Source organism: Paenibacillus sp. FSL H8-0317 (assembly GCF_045040685.1).
Classification (GTDB): domain Bacteria; phylum Bacillota; class Bacilli; order Paenibacillales; family Paenibacillaceae; genus Paenibacillus.
Genome location: NZ_CP150294.1, coordinates 5,861,927 through 5,876,146, shown reverse-complemented (window position 1 = coordinate 5,876,146; position 14,220 = coordinate 5,861,927). Strand labels below are relative to the sequence as shown.

General features: G+C 47.1%; 18 protein-coding genes. 16 read left to right on the top strand and 2 right to left on the bottom strand.

Annotation, left to right across the window (positions count from 1 at the left end; genetic code table 11):
* Positions 1–18: 18 nt before the first annotated feature.
* From MHB43_RS26365 to MHB43_RS26355, 3 genes are all read left to right on the top strand, one after another.
* Positions 19–354, top strand: coding sequence for a DUF3024 domain-containing protein (locus MHB43_RS26365; protein WP_169480557.1), 336 nt, complete (start codon positions 19–21; stop codon positions 352–354).
* Between the two features lie 208 nt (positions 355–562).
* Positions 563–1,039: a DUF2975 domain-containing protein gene (locus tag MHB43_RS26360; protein ID WP_076211191.1), complete on the top strand. Its 477-nt coding sequence runs from the start codon at positions 563–565 to the stop codon at positions 1,037–1,039.
* A gap of 9 nt (positions 1,040–1,048) precedes the next feature.
* The gene (locus tag MHB43_RS26355) at positions 1,049–1,282 is read left to right on the top strand and encodes a helix-turn-helix domain-containing protein (protein ID WP_405130775.1); all 234 of its coding nucleotides are present in this window, start codon (positions 1,049–1,051) and stop codon (positions 1,280–1,282) included.
* A 78-nt stretch (positions 1,283–1,360) separates the two neighbouring features.
* On the opposite strand, the gene MHB43_RS26350 is transcribed toward MHB43_RS26355, so the two are convergent.
* Positions 1,361–2,212, bottom strand: coding sequence for an AraC family transcriptional regulator (locus tag MHB43_RS26350; RefSeq protein ID WP_405130774.1), 852 nt, complete (start codon positions 2,210–2,212; stop codon positions 1,361–1,363).
* A 181-nt stretch (positions 2,213–2,393) separates the two neighbouring features.
* Here MHB43_RS26350 and MHB43_RS26345 point away from each other — a divergent pair, with 181 nt between their 5' ends.
* A complete protein-coding gene (locus MHB43_RS26345; protein ID WP_405130773.1) occupies positions 2,394–4,466 on the top strand; it encodes a beta-galactosidase in 2,073 nt (690 codons plus the stop codon).
* Between the two features lie 143 nt (positions 4,467–4,609).
* On the opposite strand, the gene MHB43_RS26340 is transcribed toward MHB43_RS26345, so the two are convergent.
* Positions 4,610–5,653, bottom strand: coding sequence for a substrate-binding domain-containing protein (locus MHB43_RS26340; protein ID WP_405130772.1), 1,044 nt, complete (start codon positions 5,651–5,653; stop codon positions 4,610–4,612).
* A 237-nt stretch (positions 5,654–5,890) separates the two neighbouring features.
* On the opposite strand from MHB43_RS26340, the gene modA reads away from it, so the two are divergent.
* The 12 genes from modA (at position 5,891) to MHB43_RS26280 (ending at position 14,202) form a co-directional block, all read left to right on the top strand.
* Complete coding sequence (modA, locus tag MHB43_RS26335) at positions 5,891–6,763, top strand: molybdate ABC transporter substrate-binding protein (RefSeq protein ID WP_405130771.1); 873 nt, start codon at positions 5,891–5,893, stop codon at positions 6,761–6,763.
* Positions 6,760–7,446, top strand: a complete 687-nt coding sequence (modB, locus tag MHB43_RS26330) for a molybdate ABC transporter permease subunit (protein WP_405130770.1) — start codon at positions 6,760–6,762, stop codon at positions 7,444–7,446. The genes modA and modB overlap by 4 nt, the downstream gene beginning before the upstream one ends.
* Positions 7,447–7,719: 273 nt before the next feature.
* Positions 7,720–8,052: a hypothetical protein gene (locus tag MHB43_RS26325; protein WP_017692504.1), complete on the top strand. Its 333-nt coding sequence runs from the start codon at positions 7,720–7,722 to the stop codon at positions 8,050–8,052.
* A 316-nt stretch (positions 8,053–8,368) separates the two neighbouring features.
* Positions 8,369–9,190 (top strand): transporter substrate-binding domain-containing protein, encoded by an 822-nt coding sequence (locus MHB43_RS26320; protein ID WP_405132471.1) that lies wholly within the window; start codon positions 8,369–8,371, stop codon positions 9,188–9,190.
* A gap of 23 nt (positions 9,191–9,213) precedes the next feature.
* A complete protein-coding gene (locus MHB43_RS26315; protein ID WP_405130769.1) occupies positions 9,214–9,951 on the top strand; it encodes an amino acid ABC transporter permease in 738 nt (245 codons plus the stop codon).
* Positions 9,952–9,983: 32 nt separating this feature from the next.
* A complete protein-coding gene (locus tag MHB43_RS26310; RefSeq protein ID WP_076319761.1) occupies positions 9,984–10,694 on the top strand; it encodes an amino acid ABC transporter permease in 711 nt (236 codons plus the stop codon).
* Positions 10,691–11,443 carry an amino acid ABC transporter ATP-binding protein gene (locus MHB43_RS26305; RefSeq protein ID WP_405130768.1) on the top strand — a complete coding sequence of 251 codons (753 nt, stop codon included), beginning with the start codon at positions 10,691–10,693 and terminating at the stop codon, positions 11,441–11,443. The genes MHB43_RS26310 and MHB43_RS26305 overlap by 4 nt, the downstream gene beginning before the upstream one ends.
* A gap of 121 nt (positions 11,444–11,564) precedes the next feature.
* Positions 11,565–11,852 (top strand): hypothetical protein, encoded by a 288-nt coding sequence (locus tag MHB43_RS26300; protein ID WP_017692509.1) that lies wholly within the window; start codon positions 11,565–11,567, stop codon positions 11,850–11,852.
* 23 nt (positions 11,853–11,875) lie between these two features.
* Positions 11,876–12,217, top strand: coding sequence for a hypothetical protein (locus tag MHB43_RS26295; protein WP_017692510.1), 342 nt, complete (start codon positions 11,876–11,878; stop codon positions 12,215–12,217).
* Positions 12,214–12,513 (top strand): hypothetical protein, encoded by a 300-nt coding sequence (locus MHB43_RS26290; protein ID WP_076211204.1) that lies wholly within the window; start codon positions 12,214–12,216, stop codon positions 12,511–12,513. The genes MHB43_RS26295 and MHB43_RS26290 overlap by 4 nt, the downstream gene beginning before the upstream one ends.
* Before the next feature lies 1 nt (position 12,514).
* Positions 12,515–12,856: a hypothetical protein gene (locus MHB43_RS26285; protein ID WP_051446920.1), complete on the top strand. Its 342-nt coding sequence runs from the start codon at positions 12,515–12,517 to the stop codon at positions 12,854–12,856.
* 251 nt (positions 12,857–13,107) lie between these two features.
* Complete coding sequence (locus MHB43_RS26280) at positions 13,108–14,202, top strand: glycosyltransferase (protein ID WP_339178996.1); 1,095 nt, start codon at positions 13,108–13,110, stop codon at positions 14,200–14,202.
* Positions 14,203–14,220: the final 18 nt, after the last annotated feature.

Here is a 14,220-nt window from a genome sequence, read left to right as displayed (position 1 = left end):
GAAAGGATGTGCATCTTCATGCTGGACTCGTTTACGTTACGAAGAATTCAGTCCGTAATGAACGGATATATTCACGAGAAGGTTCCTGCGCCACTACGTACGATGGTGAAGTTGACATATGAGATGAATGACAATGAATTGATCTTGACCGAAGAAAGACCCGCCGAGGAACGGTATCAATGGGACAAGATGCATATTGCCCGATTTTACTGGGAAGAAAATCAGTGGAAAGTGTATGCCAGAGATGAACAGAGCAGCTGGAATCCGGTAGATGTTATTACACCTTGTTCCGATTTTGAGAATGTTCTCGAGCAGGTGGAACGGGATGAGGCTGGACTGTTCTGGCGTACATGAGCGAGTTCAAAGATAACCACATGCAGTGGCTATCTTTGGGCTTTTTTTATGTCCAAGAAACATTGAAGCAAAGAGGGGGCTATTCTTTTGGTCTTTCTTCCTTAATGGGCAAAAGAATAAATAAAATCTGTTTTGCAATAAAAATTTATTGTAAAACGATAAATAATATGATAAATTCATATCACTTAAAACAAGTGAGGTGCTTTTTGTGAAGCGAGGTACGACCCTCTTTTTAAAATTGGCAGTGTTGCTTATTGGTGTTCCCATTCTTGCCTTATGTATATTCGGCATACCCTGGTTAGCGAACAATCCGGTGAATCCGAATTATGCAGGTGCACTATACCCCATAGTGATTATTATGTATGTGTCCGTTATTCCGTTTATCGTTGCATTGTACCAGGCATTCCGTCTGCTAAGTTACATCGACAAAAATGAAGCATTCTCTCTAATGTCGGTGAAATCCTTAAAAACAATAAAATATTGTGCTATTGTAATCAGTAGTCTCTATTTTGTGATGTTGCCATTTGTTTATGTTGTAGCAGAGAAAGATGATGCCCCAGGCCTCATTCTTATGGGGATGGTTCCTGTTTTTGCTTCATTGGTCATTGCAGTATTTTCCGCTGTGCTCCAAAGATTGTTACAGGAAGCGATTGATATCAAATCAGAAAATGACCTAGTGGTCTGAGGTGAATATATGGCCATTATAATCAACATTGATGTGATGTTGGCAAAGCGGAAAATGACGGTTACCGAGCTTGCCGAGAGAGTTGAGATCACGATCGCCAATATTTCCATATTAAAAACAGGAAAAGCCAAAGCGATCCGTTTATCGACTCTCGATGCCATCTGTAAAGCACTGGATTGTCAGCCTGGAGATATATTGGAATATAAGGCTGACGAGGAAGAAGATACAAATGAGCATATATGAAAAATGAGCGAAGAAGACTCTGCATGTTGTATGCAGAGTCTTCTTTTACGTCAGCTTGATAAGAAATACGTGCCGTGCCTATAACGAATGATTGTGCATCATTCGAAATTGCATAGGTGTTACGTTTTCCTGGGTTTTAAAACAGCGGATGAAGTAGCTTGACTGTGAAAATCCCGTTTCCAGCGTAATTTGTTTAATGGAAAGGTTGGTTGTTGCGAGCAGCTGTTTCGCATGTAATAACCTGGATTCCATCAGGAATTCCGGGAAGGAGATGCCAAACGTCTGACTGAACTTTCGGCTAAAGTATGTTGTACTGTATCCTGCAATCCCGGCAGCGTGGTCTAGTGTAATGTGCTCGTTACTATGGGAACGAATATAATTCCCTGCTTCACGAATTCGCTCTGAAGTGTGATTTAACGAAACATTGATTTGGCTCGCAGCGGATTGCAATCGGGTCAGAAGCTCATATAGAGTAGCTGACACACTGTGCTCGTCCTCCACCTGATAGCCTCTGCCTAGCTCCAGTAATCGATCCATCAGTTTGGTAATCACCGGGAGGTTGGAACATTGAAACAGCCACGGCTCGTCAATCCCTTTTCCATTTAACAGCTCTTCGAGACGAACGCCGTAAAAGTGAATCCAACGAATATTCCAAGGGTCATCCAAATCTGAATAGTAGGTTTGTCTGAGACCGGGACCATAGAGGAATCCCTGTCCACGCGTTAGCTCATAACAAGTGGTTCCAGTGTCCAAGTAGCCTTTACCGTCAAGTACAAGGTGCAGATTGTAGCAATGATCCAAGTTGATATCTTTCGTTTGATATTCCCGATCCACACGATGCTTTGGAAAATCACTGTACCCTCCAATAAAATCGGGAAAGCATACATGTCTGGGGAAAACCGGCTTGGGGAGAAAGAGGTGTTCTTTCACGTGTATCCTCCATTTGAACGCAATATTTTTATGTAGTGAACTGAAATCGATTCAGCCTACTGTTATTCGAATCTTGGACAATGACAATATTTTATTATAAGTCGCATAATCTTGTCATTTATTATATGTGAAGGTTCCAATAGAATGGAGGCAATATGGCAGGTTAAGGGGGCAATTAAAGGTGGCAAAATCAATCCAAATGGATGAATTAAAAATGGGGGTCTGTTATTACCCTGAGCACTGGTCGGAAGCGTTGTGGGAGGACGATTTCCGTAGAATGAAAGAGATGAATATCACAGTTATTCGGATGGCTGAATTTGCATGGTCCATCTTTGAACCGGAAGAAGGCCAGTTCGATTTTAGTTTTTTCCAGAAGGCACTGGATCTGGCGCATCAATATGGTTTAAGTGTTATTTTGGGAACACCTACTGCAACTCCACCAGCGTGGTTAACATCCCAATATCCTGAAGTATTAAACGCAAATAAGGACGGGGTGTTGTATCAACACGGAATGCGGCGTCATACCAACTACAGCAGCCCAATCTTCAGACAGCAATGTGAAAAAATCGTGCGCAATATGGTGATTGCCTATAAAGATCATCCGGCTCTTATTGGCTGGCAGATCGATAACGAATTCAATTGTCATATGGATGTTTTCTACGCTGAGGCAGATCATGTCGCCTTCCGTGAATGGCTTAAGAATCGTTATGAATCGTTGGAGAATCTGAACCAGGCATGGGGAACCGTTTTTTGGAGTCAGACCTATACCGACTGGGCTCAAGTTCACCTTACCCGAAATATGGTTAGTCCATCGCCCAATCCTCACTTGGCATTGGATGAAAAGAGATTCATATCAGCCAATACGATTTCATTTGCCAAGCTTCAGGTGGACATCATTCGGGAACTGGACCCGGAACATTGGATCACAACAAACGGTACGTTTGGACATTTGGATAATCATGAAATGACAGAGGAGCTATTGGATTTCTTCTCCTATGATTCGTATCCGCAGTTTGCTACGATCTTCCCAGGGACAGATGATAACTCATTACAAGATCGGGCCTGGAGCATGAAACTGTCGAACGTACGTAACATGTCACCGAACTTCTGCGTCATGGAACAACAGTCTGGGCCAGGAGGCTGGGTTGACAGTATAGGCATGGGTACGCCAAGACCGGGACAGATCCGATTATGGTCGTATCAATCTGTTCTTCATGGAACAGATCTACTCGTCTACTTCCGCTGGCGGACGGCAACATTTGGCACTGAGATGTACTGGCATGGCATCAATGATTACCATAATCAACCCAACAGAAGGGTACGCGAGGTTGCGCAAGTAGGGGAAGAGTTTGCCGAGATCGGGCGTGTTATTGCAGGTACTACATATCAAGCCGATGTTGCGATCCTACAGGATTACGATAACCAGTGGGACGGGGAATTGGATGAATGGCACGGCCCGCTTCAGCAACAGAGTGTACGCTCCTGGTATAAACAGCTCCAGTATCGTCATATTCCGACGGACATGGTTACACTGCAACCAACGACAACACTGGAAGAGTTATCCGATTATAAGGTGATCATTTATGCTCACCCGGCCATCATGACAGACGAGACAGCAGAACTTCTGCAAGCCTATGTCAGTCAAGGGGGAACCCTGTTTTTCGGTGCGCGCACCGGATATAAGGATCTCAGGGGGCATTGTTATATGAGACCGTTCCCTGGGGCTGTCGCTGAGTTGTGTGGTGTAACCGTAGAGGACTTTACCTTAATCAAAGGAACCATTCCAGCAGCCAAACTGCAATGGAGTGGGGCGAGTGAGCGACTTCAGGAGGGAACGTCAACGGCCGGATTTAATGAAGTTCTTCATGTGGAGCATCCTGACGTACAGGTTGTGGCTGAGTATACATCCGAATATTATGCAGGTAGTCCTGCATTGACCAAACGTGTGGTAGGTCAGGGGCAAGTATGGTATTATGGAGCGGCTTACAATGAACCGGTCGTTGATGCTATTCTGGATGAAATAGGGCTATCTTCACCTGTGGGTGACCTGGTAGAGGTACCGTCCGAAGTTGAGCTTGGTATCCGTTCCGGTAAGGATAAAGCTTATGTATTTTTACTGAACTACTCGGATCAACAAGTGGCTATCAAGCTTAAGAAGCAAGCAAAAGAGTTACTGTCCGGTACAACACTTCAGAATGAGATCAACATGCCCGCGTATGGTGTATTCATCCTGGAGATTGATTTGCCACATTAAGAAATTCATTCATCCACATATGGTTTATATATAGAAAGAAACACCAAAAACGCCTTGCAGCTATTGCAAGGCGTTTTGTATATGCATGATGTAATGTGTAATACACGTTGAGCATGGGCTGTTATTGTCTACATTTGGTATACCTATGCTTCGTACAAAATCTCACCTGTCCGGGATACATCATATCCCTCGAATGATTGCAGTTCCTGCCTAAACTCCGGCGATTGGAGAATTCGCAGGACTGATTCAGTCCAGGCTTCATTACCTTGTTTCCTCAGCATGACCAGATCATAGCGCTCCTGAGTGAGCGGGACAAAATCAACCTGACCCACAAGTCGTGCAGCTTTCTCAATGCCAACTCCGACATCGGCTTCACCTGAACTGACTTTGGCAGCCACGCCCATGTGACTGGTTTCTTCCGCTTCATATCCAATAAGACTTGCAGCAGGAATTCCGTGCAGCCGAAGTTGCTCATCCAGCAAAACCCTCGCGCCAGAACCTTTCTCCCGATTAGCTAGTCTCAGTTCAGGCTTGCTCAGATCGGTCCAATTCTGTAAGTTCTGCGGATTACCACGCTGTACATATAGTCCGGCAGGACGTGACAGCAGGTTTACCACAACATAGGACCGCCCCGTCAGAATTTTGCGAATATACGGCAAGTTATATTCACCCGTATCTCCGTCGAGCAGATGGGTGCTGACCAGATCGGACTCACCGCGATACATCGAGATAAGCCCATCCAGACTACCCATGAACGAGCGTAGCGGACGAATATCCCGAGTTTGTTTTTCCATATGGCGCATTAGAATATCCAGACTGACATCCTGACCTGTTATGACCAGATGCCGTGGTGCAGAGGTCATTGTATGGGTAGAACTCGCTGGAGTAATTGTATGCGGAGAACCAACGGGTACAGTCGATTGTAAGGAAGTTCCCTGAAAATCACCCTGACCTGGCTGAGTTCCTGACGCCGAGGTCTGATGAGGAGTCGGGATACGCTGACCTGAGGAATGAAATTGCTTGGAGCGACGTTTATATGCCTCCAGATCGGTAGCATCAATCCGCATTTGTTTACCTACACGGTATGCGACGAGGTCTCCTTTTTTGATCAGGTCATAAACTGTCAGTTTCGATATTTTGAGTAGCTTGGATATTTCTTCGGTTGTGTAGGATTGCTCCTCCGTCATAAGTGAAGATCCTCCTTCAAAGGTATAGAGCAATGATGGTTTTGTTATGAATGTTTCTTGTACTATATCATTAATTGAGGGATGCCATAAACCTGAGAACACGCAATAAACGCGTAGGACAGATAACAAAAGCCAAATGTGATCTTAATCACCTTCCCATTTTTTTTGTCTTGTGTATAATTAGATATAATCAATTATAACTAGTTATATCTAAAGATAACGTTGGGGGAGAAATGAATGAGAAAGAGAATCGGATATGTGTTGGGAAGTATGTCACTGGGACTGGCTCTTGTATTGGCTGGTTGCGGCGCAAACACGGGCACTACGGATACATCCACGGGTGCAGAGCAAACGACCTCAACGCCAGCGGCATCAGGTGAAAGTTCATCAGCAGAAAATACCGATCCGCAGGAAACGGTAGATCTGACAATCTCTGCGGCGGCAAGTCTGACCGATGCGATGAAAGAGATTGAAAACAATTATGAGCTAGCTAATCCTTATATAGAACTTAATTTTAACTTTGGCGCCTCGGGTGCCTTGCAACAGCAGATTGAACAGGGTGCCCCAGCTGATGTCTTTGTATCGGCGGCAACAAAAAATATGAATGCGCTAGTGGATGAAAACCTGATTGCATCGGGCGATCAGAAGAATTTGCTACAGAATTCACTGGTGGCGATTGTGCCAGCAGATGGGACCCACACAGTAACCAGTGAAACGGATCTCACCAGCGACTCCATCAGGACGGTAGCGATTGGGATTCCGGAAAGTGTGCCTGCGGGAACCTATGCCAAGGAAGCTCTGACCAATGCCAAGCTGTGGGATGAACTGGAAAGCAAACTTGTGCAGGGGAAAGACGTTAGACAGGTTCTTCAATATGTAGAGACAGGTAATGCAGATGCAGGATTTGTATATAAAACGGATGCTTTTACTTCGGATCAGGTGAAAATTGCGTTTGAGGTGGACAAGAATAGCTACACACCAGCCAATTATCCGGTAGGTATTATTGAAGGAACGAAACACCGTACGGAAGCCGAACAATTCTATGCGTATTTACAAACCCCTGAAGTGCTCGATATCTTCAAGAAATACGGATTCACAATTCCGGAATGAATGTGAACGCCATAGACTGGTCCGTATTCTGGTCACCGGTTCGCCTATCGCTTCAGGTTGCGTTATTATCCAGCGTAGTGGCCACTGTGCTCGGAATTGCGATAGCCTGGAAGATGTCACGTTCTTCATTTCGGGGAAAGATTCTGCTGGAAACGGCATTTATGCTGCCGCTAGTCCTTCCTCCGACGGTGGTTGGATTTCTGTTACTTGTCATACTGGGGCGTAAAAGTCTGTTTGGACAATGGATTGAAGCCATATTCTCCGTACCGGTTATTTTCACCTGGTGGGCTGCGGTGATTGCTTCGGTGGTGGTTGCTTTTCCACTGGTGTATCAGACGATGAAATCGGGATTCAGTGGTGTGGATCGTGATCTGGAGGATGCGGGTCGTTCGATTGGGGCGAATGAGTGGCAGGTCTTTCGTTACATTTCCTTGCCGCTCGCAGGCAGAGCATTGATGACCGCCTTCATCCTGGGCTTTGCCCGTGCACTCGGTGAATTCGGAGCCACACTTATGATTGCAGGCAATATTCCGGGCAAAACACAAACGGTACCCACGGCAATCTATGTCGCTGTGGATTCGGGCAATCAGACCATGGCTTGGGCATGGACTGTCTCCATTATTATCATCTCATTTCTCATGTTACTGATGACCAGACAGCAACGAGATGGAAAAAGCGACTGATTTGATATGTGTTAATATTATATATAAAATGATGAAAAAACCGTTTTGAGGAACAAACTTTTTTCCTTAACGCGGGTTTTTATTACCAATTTTATATGTACCAATATCAATATCCTGCCAAATTGGTCTTTATGGAAATGTAAAGCTGTTTTAACATAAAAAAATAAAAATTTTCCCGAAATTTAATCGTTCAGTACTCGCTTTCAGTGGGCTTGTTCCTGTAAGATAGAAGTAATGGATTCCAGCCAAGTACTGAAATAAGGAGAGACGACGATGAACACTAAATCTGATTGCGGCGTTTCGTTGCAAATTGATGACTATCTGGATCTTTTGCATTTTGCCATCCAAATTCAGGATCAGGAATGGCAACAATCCCTTATCCGCCAACTCAAAATATTTCAGACGGCGACGGAGCAGCAACGCACACCTGAAGAGGAACTATGGACACGGTTTGATTACATCAACAGCAAACTGACAGGTCTGTGCCACCAGATTCATGCCGCTCATTCCATGGACGAACGCAAGAAGTTCGAGGAACGGATCGGTCTCTTACAATTACAGCGAGTGGAAGTTGCACGTAAAATTAAATGGGCGAGTCGCAGATAGATGAGTAGTGTACACACCAGGTGATGCACCGCCAAAATGGTATAATCAGTGAGAGTCATACAAGAAGAAGCCATCCACCAATTGATATGGGGGATGGCTTTTTCTTATACTATAGAGAAGTCCTATAACCATATCAGGATGTCCTATTAGTTTAGTTATTGCCCTAAGATGACTTGTAATGATATTCTTTGTTCAACCTAATTCCGAGTATACAAGTGTGAATGGTTTGTTAAGGGGTTTGAGGATGGGGAGTACACATTATATTCGCTGTGATAACAGCCTGTGGAGGAGATTGGGAATGGTTAAAAAACGGGGGATTCAAAAATTCCGGGCAGCACTGCTGTTCATTACAATGCTGGCGGTACTGGCTGGATGCAGCACAGGAACTGCAAGCAATGATTCAGAATCTGCTTCGGCAGCAGGCGACACCAAAGTGAAAAAGATCATTGTAGGAACAGGTACACAGTTCCCAAATGTCTGCTTCATTGATGAGAATGGCAAGTTAACAGGTTATGATGTGGAACTGATCCGGGAGATCGACAAACGTTTGCCTGAGTATGAATTCGAATTCAGCACGATGGATTTCAAAAACCTGCTGCTGAGTCTGGAAACGAAAAAAATTGACCTGATCGCTCACCAGATGGAAGTGAATGATGAGAGACAGGCCAAGTTCCTGTTTAATGATGAAGCCTATAATATTTTTCCAAATAAAATTGTCGTAAGTCAGAAAAATGAGGAAGTAAAATCGATTGAGGATCTAAAAGGGAAAAAACTGATTGTTGGTGCTACAAGTAATGCGGCTGTACTTGCTGAGAAATGGAATGCAGCGAACGGTAACGGGATTGATATCGTCTATTCCGGAGCGGGTGAGGATACCAATACCCAGATCAAAACAGGCCGGGTGGATGCCACCATCAGCACGCAGTTTGCCATTGATTATCAGAATAAGGCGGTTGATGCTCAGTTGAAAACGGTAGGAGATGCCCTCTCCAACTCCAAAGTGTACTTCATTCTGAACAAGGATGAGCAGGAGCTCAAAACCAAAGTGGACGAAGCGCTCAAAGCGATCAAAGAAGATGGAACGTTAGGCAAACTGAGCACAGAGTGGCTTGGAGCTGACTATACGGTTGAAGAGTAGTCTGAGAAAGGTGTGCAGCGGTAATGGGAAAATCATTTGATCTGTCATTGGTTCTGGATTTCATCCCGGAACTGCTACGATATTTGCATATAACACTGATTGTACTGGGGGGTTCCATCGTGCTCGGACTGGTGGGCGGCGTGCTTCTGGCCGTTCCCCGGCTGTATCGGATTCCGGTACTAAGCCAGTTGGCTACCCTGTACGTCTCATTCATGCGGGGCACACCGATCCTGATCAAATTATTCCTGGTGTATTACGGACTTCCCGAGTTGCTCAAACCCATTGGCATCGACCTGTCGAGAACCGACCCGTTGTTATTTGTCATTGTGACCTATGCGCTTAATGACGCGGCGTCCTTTGCCGAGATCTTTCGCGGAGCGGTGCGCAGTGTGGATAAAGGCCAGACGGAAGCAGCCTATGCTGCGGGTATGACCACATTCCAGTCTTTTCGGCGGATTGTTGTTCCGCAGGCACTGATTGTTGCTTTTCCGAACATGGCCAATACGTTAATTGGTTCATTGAAGGATACTTCTCTGGCCTTCTACATTGGTGTCATGGATATGGTGGGCAGAGGGCAGACGTTAATTTCGGCTACATCGCACGCACTTGAAGTGTATATCAGTTTGTCTGTGGTCTATTATGTCATTGTTATTGTACTTGAAAAAGGATTTGCCTTTGCAGAACGCAGACTCCAGCGTCATGAACGCAAGAGAGTTGTACACAAACCGGCAATTCGAGCCAAACGCCTGAAAGAGGTTTGAACTCTCACTGAAACGAATAGCGGGGTGAGCATATGTCGATTGATCTCCAGTTTATCTATACATCTTTTTTTCAAATCCTGAAGGCATTGCCACTGACACTTGTCATTACGATTGTTCCGTTGATTGCAGGCTTCGGAATCGGTCTGGCTACGGCTCTAATCCGTATTTATCGCGTGCGGTGGATTCACCGCATTGCTGAATTCTACGTTTCATTCCTACGTGGAACACCGATGCTGATGCATCTATTCCTCATCTATTACGGCATTCCGATGATTATCGATAAGCTGGCGGAACGTTACGGTTGGGCTTTCCAATCCTCGTCGATTCCTATTCTCGTATTTGTACTGATTGCTTTCTCGCTCACTGCGGGCGCCTATATGTCCGAGATTATCCGTTCAGGCATTCTTGCTGTGGATATCGGCCAGATGGAGGCGGCTCACGCTGTAGGCATGAGCACATTCCAGGCTTTAAGGCGCATCATCATCCCTCAAGCGATCGGGGCTGTATTGCCTAACCTGTGCAGTATGTTTGTTGGGTTCCTGCATGGATCAACACTCGCTTTTACCGTGTCGCAGATGGACATCCTCGGTAAAGCGGATGTGGTGGCATCCGTCAGTCTGAAGTTTCTGGAGGCCTTTATCGCCGCAGCTTTCATCTATTGGGGGTTAACCATCATTGCCGAGCGGATCACTGCTCTGCTTGAGCGTCGGGTTGCCGTGTATAGCAAAGGAGGCGTGTCATGATTACACTAACCAACATACACAAAACTTTTGGCAAGCAGGAAGTATTGAAGGGAATTGATCTGACCGTGGAACAGGGCGATGTCGTAGCGATCCTTGGACCGAGCGGATCAGGTAAAACAACGCTGCTGCGCTGCGTCAATTTTCTGGAACGTGCCGATGAGGGCGAGGTTCAGATCAGTGGATTAACCGTTGATTGCAAGCATGCACGCAAACATGACATTGTGCAGTTGAGACGAAAAACGGCGATGGTGTTCCAGCATTATAATCTGTTCAAACACAAGACGGTGCTGGATAACGTCACGGAAGGTTTAATTATTGCCCAGAAAATGTCCAAAGCCGATGCCCGCACGCGTGCCTTGCGAGTGCTTGAACAAGTCGGACTGTCTGCCAAAATCAATGAGTATCCAAGTATGTTGTCAGGTGGACAACAACAACGGGTGGGCATCGCCAGAGCACTGGCACTGAATCCCGAAGTGATTTTGTTTGATGAACCGACCTCTGCGCTGGACCCCGAGCTTGTGGGTGAAGTGTTGTCTGTCATCCGCTCCATTGCTCAAGAGGGGATCACCATGATTGTAGTCACCCATGAAATGGGGTTTGCCCGTGAGGTGGCAAATCGGGTTGTTTTCATGGATGGAGGTTCCGTTGTGGAGGAAGGAATCCCGGAGGAGGTGTTTGTACGTCCCAAGCAGGAACGTACTCGCCAATTCCTCAGTCGATATTCTTCCGACTGGAGTTATGTCATCTGACGATATAGGCGCAAGCTGTAGTAACTGACGATCCCGGCCCGGCATATGCTGTAACAGGCAAATGCTGATAGGCCGGGTTTTTCTATGGGTGAAGCAGGCCGTGACGGTAAGGAGGAGGACCATGCAGAGCAAAATCGATGAAATCATCACACATATTGCACACTCTCACCAGCAGATCGCACGTGTGCTGGATGCCAAACGCCAAGTCGCTGTACGCATGTCTGAAATCATCAATCATTTGCCAGATATCGAACCGGAGTTGGATGGCGTTGACGGTCTGCTGGATAGCTCTGGGCAAATCAACAAAAGCATTATCTCTTACTTGGGGGGCCTTGCAGATCTGGAAGAGGCTGTAGCCGAAACGCTGACCCAAGTCATGCGGGAGATCGCGGTTCAAGAAGAAGAATAAGCCCGGAAGGCGGGTGAAGGAACATGAGTAGAGAACAGAGCCTCATTCTGATGCTGGACGCAGCAGCCAAAATGCAGTGGAATATTGCCCTGATCCTGGAGGCAAAAGCGATTGAGGCCGAGAAGGTACGGAACTGGACGCTGAATCATTTGAATGGGGATACCTTTCTGACGCATGGGGATCAGGTAGGGGAGCCGCTCAAAATGCATGATCAGCTGGTGGAATTGCTGGAAGGTTTAACCCGGATGGAGACTGGACTGTGCAACAATCTCAAAGCGGTGATGGTACAGAACGATAGCGAAGATGGCGGCGGTATGGACGGCGGCATGTTTGGCGGCATGGATCTGGGAGACATGGGAAAATGAGTCTGATGCGGCGTGAGCAGGAAGCCAAACTGGCGCTTATCGAATCCATTGCACACAGTCAGCAGGCGCTGGCACGCATTCTGGACAGTGTAGCCAGTGTAACCGCTCATTCGGAAGTATCCGCCCGCAGTCTGGCCGAGAACATTCGTTTGCTGAGTCGCTATCAGGAAGAAATGTCTCGTATGGTTACGGGAATCAGGCTGGCCCGAATCCAGCATGGGGAGCCTGGCTTGCCGTGGCTCAAAGACCCCGGGTGTGCAATTCGTATCGTTCGGGACATACAGGAGGAATGTTGACATGTTAAAGAAGAAGAAAATACGACTGAGAACCAAAAGAGCTTTGTTAATCCGTGGAGCCCGTCTGCGCAAAATTCGCAAACTGCGTGCGCTCAGAGCCAAACGTGTTCTTCACAAACGCCCACTTAAAGGACGCAGTGCGTGGCTCAAAAAAAAGAAACGTGCGGTACGGCGGCACCGGAGTCCAAAGCCCGTACAACCAGTCGTCCCGGCTACCCCTACCGATCCGAACCCGGACGGTGCGTACAGCCAGGGATACAACGAGGCGTACAACGAGGGATTCAACGCGGGTTTCGCCAAGGGATTCGAGGACGGACATCAGCTGGCGTACAAAGCACAGTAACCGAGTAGACACGATTATTCCTGCATCGAATGATACCTGTCTAGCAGTTAGCCCGGGGGACAGATCCCTCCGGGCTATTTGCATCGCCGCAAAAGCGGACATGCCCGTACAGGCGGATGTGGAGGGCATGCGCCAATTTTGCGCCTTGCAGGACACCCGTCCATGATGCATCTGACCCCGAGGCATATCCTTTAGAGGGAAGACCAATCTCGGGGAGAGTCTGGAAGTGAGATCTCCTGAAGGAAGACAGGGTGAAGAATGTGGCAAAACGAAGGCACCGTCCGCTGACCGAAGCGGAAACGGCTTACCGCGGCGGATATGCAGAAGGCCGCAGATTCGGCGGCTGTCAAGCCATGATGGAGCGGGTGCAGATGTTTGAACCGACCCTGCGGGACATGAAGGTGTTATATATCCCGCAAGGATTCGATGCCATCGATGAAGGTGTCACCTTGGCTCTGCAGCAATCTGTACGTGAATGCGTTGTTGGATCGCCAGCAGCGATGTTGCAGGAAGCCACTCATCATCGGCCCGATGTTGTGCTCGTCATGAATGGTCTGCATGTATTTCCCGCAGATCATGTGGAGCAGGTGAAAGGCATACGTGCACTCGGTATCCGAACTGCCGTGTGGTTTGTGGATGATCCGTATTTCACCGAAGATACAACGTCCCTTTGCCAGCATTATGATGTCGTGTTCACGCATGAAGAGGCCGCCGTACCCTTCTATCTGGGACATGGAGCGAACCAGGTCATCTATATGCCACTCGCGGTGAATCCAGGCATGTTTCAACCGCGGCGCGCCGCACCGCAGCATCAGCACGACATTTGTTTTATCGGTACCGGATTCTGGAACCGGATTGCCTTGTTTGATGAGCTGGCCCCTTTTCTTGCGGACAAAAAGGTATTCATTGCGGGTAGCCAGTGGAACCGATTGACACGCTATGATGTACTAGGCCGTTTCATCCACGAAGGATGGATTGCTCCTGGAGAGACAGTAGATTATTACAATGGCGCCAAGATTGTCATTAACATTCACCGGACTTGCGAGAATGGGGAAGACAATCGCAACACACATCATCTTGAAGGTCACTCGATTAATCCACGCACGTATGAGATTAGCGCATGCGGCACAATGCAGATTACGGATGCACGTGCAGATTTACCCCGTTATTATAAGCCGGGATATGACATCGAGACGTTCACCAACGCAGCGGAACTTCAGCGCAAGATCCACTATTATCTGAAGCATGAAGAAGAACGACAGGCGATGGCGTGGCGTGGACTTCTCACCACGATGAACCAGCATACATTCACTCGCCGGATCGGTCAGTTGCTGGAACATTTGTAATCCACGTCTGAAGTGCAG

Excerpts from the sequence above, each read along its gene's own strand:
- MHB43_RS26365 (WP_169480557.1), top strand. The coding sequence starts at position 19 with ATGCTGGACTCGTTTACGTTACGAAGAATTCAGTCCGTAATGAACGGA.
- MHB43_RS26355 (WP_405130775.1), top strand. The coding sequence starts at position 1,049 with ATGGCCATTATAATCAACATTGATGTGATGTTGGCAAAGCGGAAAATG.
- MHB43_RS26340 (WP_405130772.1), bottom strand. The coding sequence starts at position 5,653 with ATGACGGAGGAGCAATCCTACACAACCGAAGAAATATCCAAGCTACTC.
- modA (WP_405130771.1), top strand. The coding sequence starts at position 5,891 with ATGAGAAAGAGAATCGGATATGTGTTGGGAAGTATGTCACTGGGACTG.
- modB (WP_405130770.1), top strand. The coding sequence starts at position 6,760 with ATGAATGTGAACGCCATAGACTGGTCCGTATTCTGGTCACCGGTTCGC.
- MHB43_RS26325 (WP_017692504.1), top strand. The coding sequence starts at position 7,720 with ATGAACACTAAATCTGATTGCGGCGTTTCGTTGCAAATTGATGACTAT.
- MHB43_RS26315 (WP_405130769.1), top strand. The coding sequence starts at position 9,214 with ATGGGAAAATCATTTGATCTGTCATTGGTTCTGGATTTCATCCCGGAA.
- MHB43_RS26310 (WP_076319761.1), top strand. The coding sequence starts at position 9,984 with ATGTCGATTGATCTCCAGTTTATCTATACATCTTTTTTTCAAATCCTG.
- MHB43_RS26305 (WP_405130768.1), top strand. The coding sequence starts at position 10,691 with ATGATTACACTAACCAACATACACAAAACTTTTGGCAAGCAGGAAGTA.
- MHB43_RS26300 (WP_017692509.1), top strand. The coding sequence starts at position 11,565 with ATGCAGAGCAAAATCGATGAAATCATCACACATATTGCACACTCTCAC.
- MHB43_RS26295 (WP_017692510.1), top strand. The coding sequence starts at position 11,876 with ATGAGTAGAGAACAGAGCCTCATTCTGATGCTGGACGCAGCAGCCAAA.
- MHB43_RS26290 (WP_076211204.1), top strand. The coding sequence starts at position 12,214 with ATGAGTCTGATGCGGCGTGAGCAGGAAGCCAAACTGGCGCTTATCGAA.
- MHB43_RS26285 (WP_051446920.1), top strand. The coding sequence starts at position 12,515 with ATGTTAAAGAAGAAGAAAATACGACTGAGAACCAAAAGAGCTTTGTTA.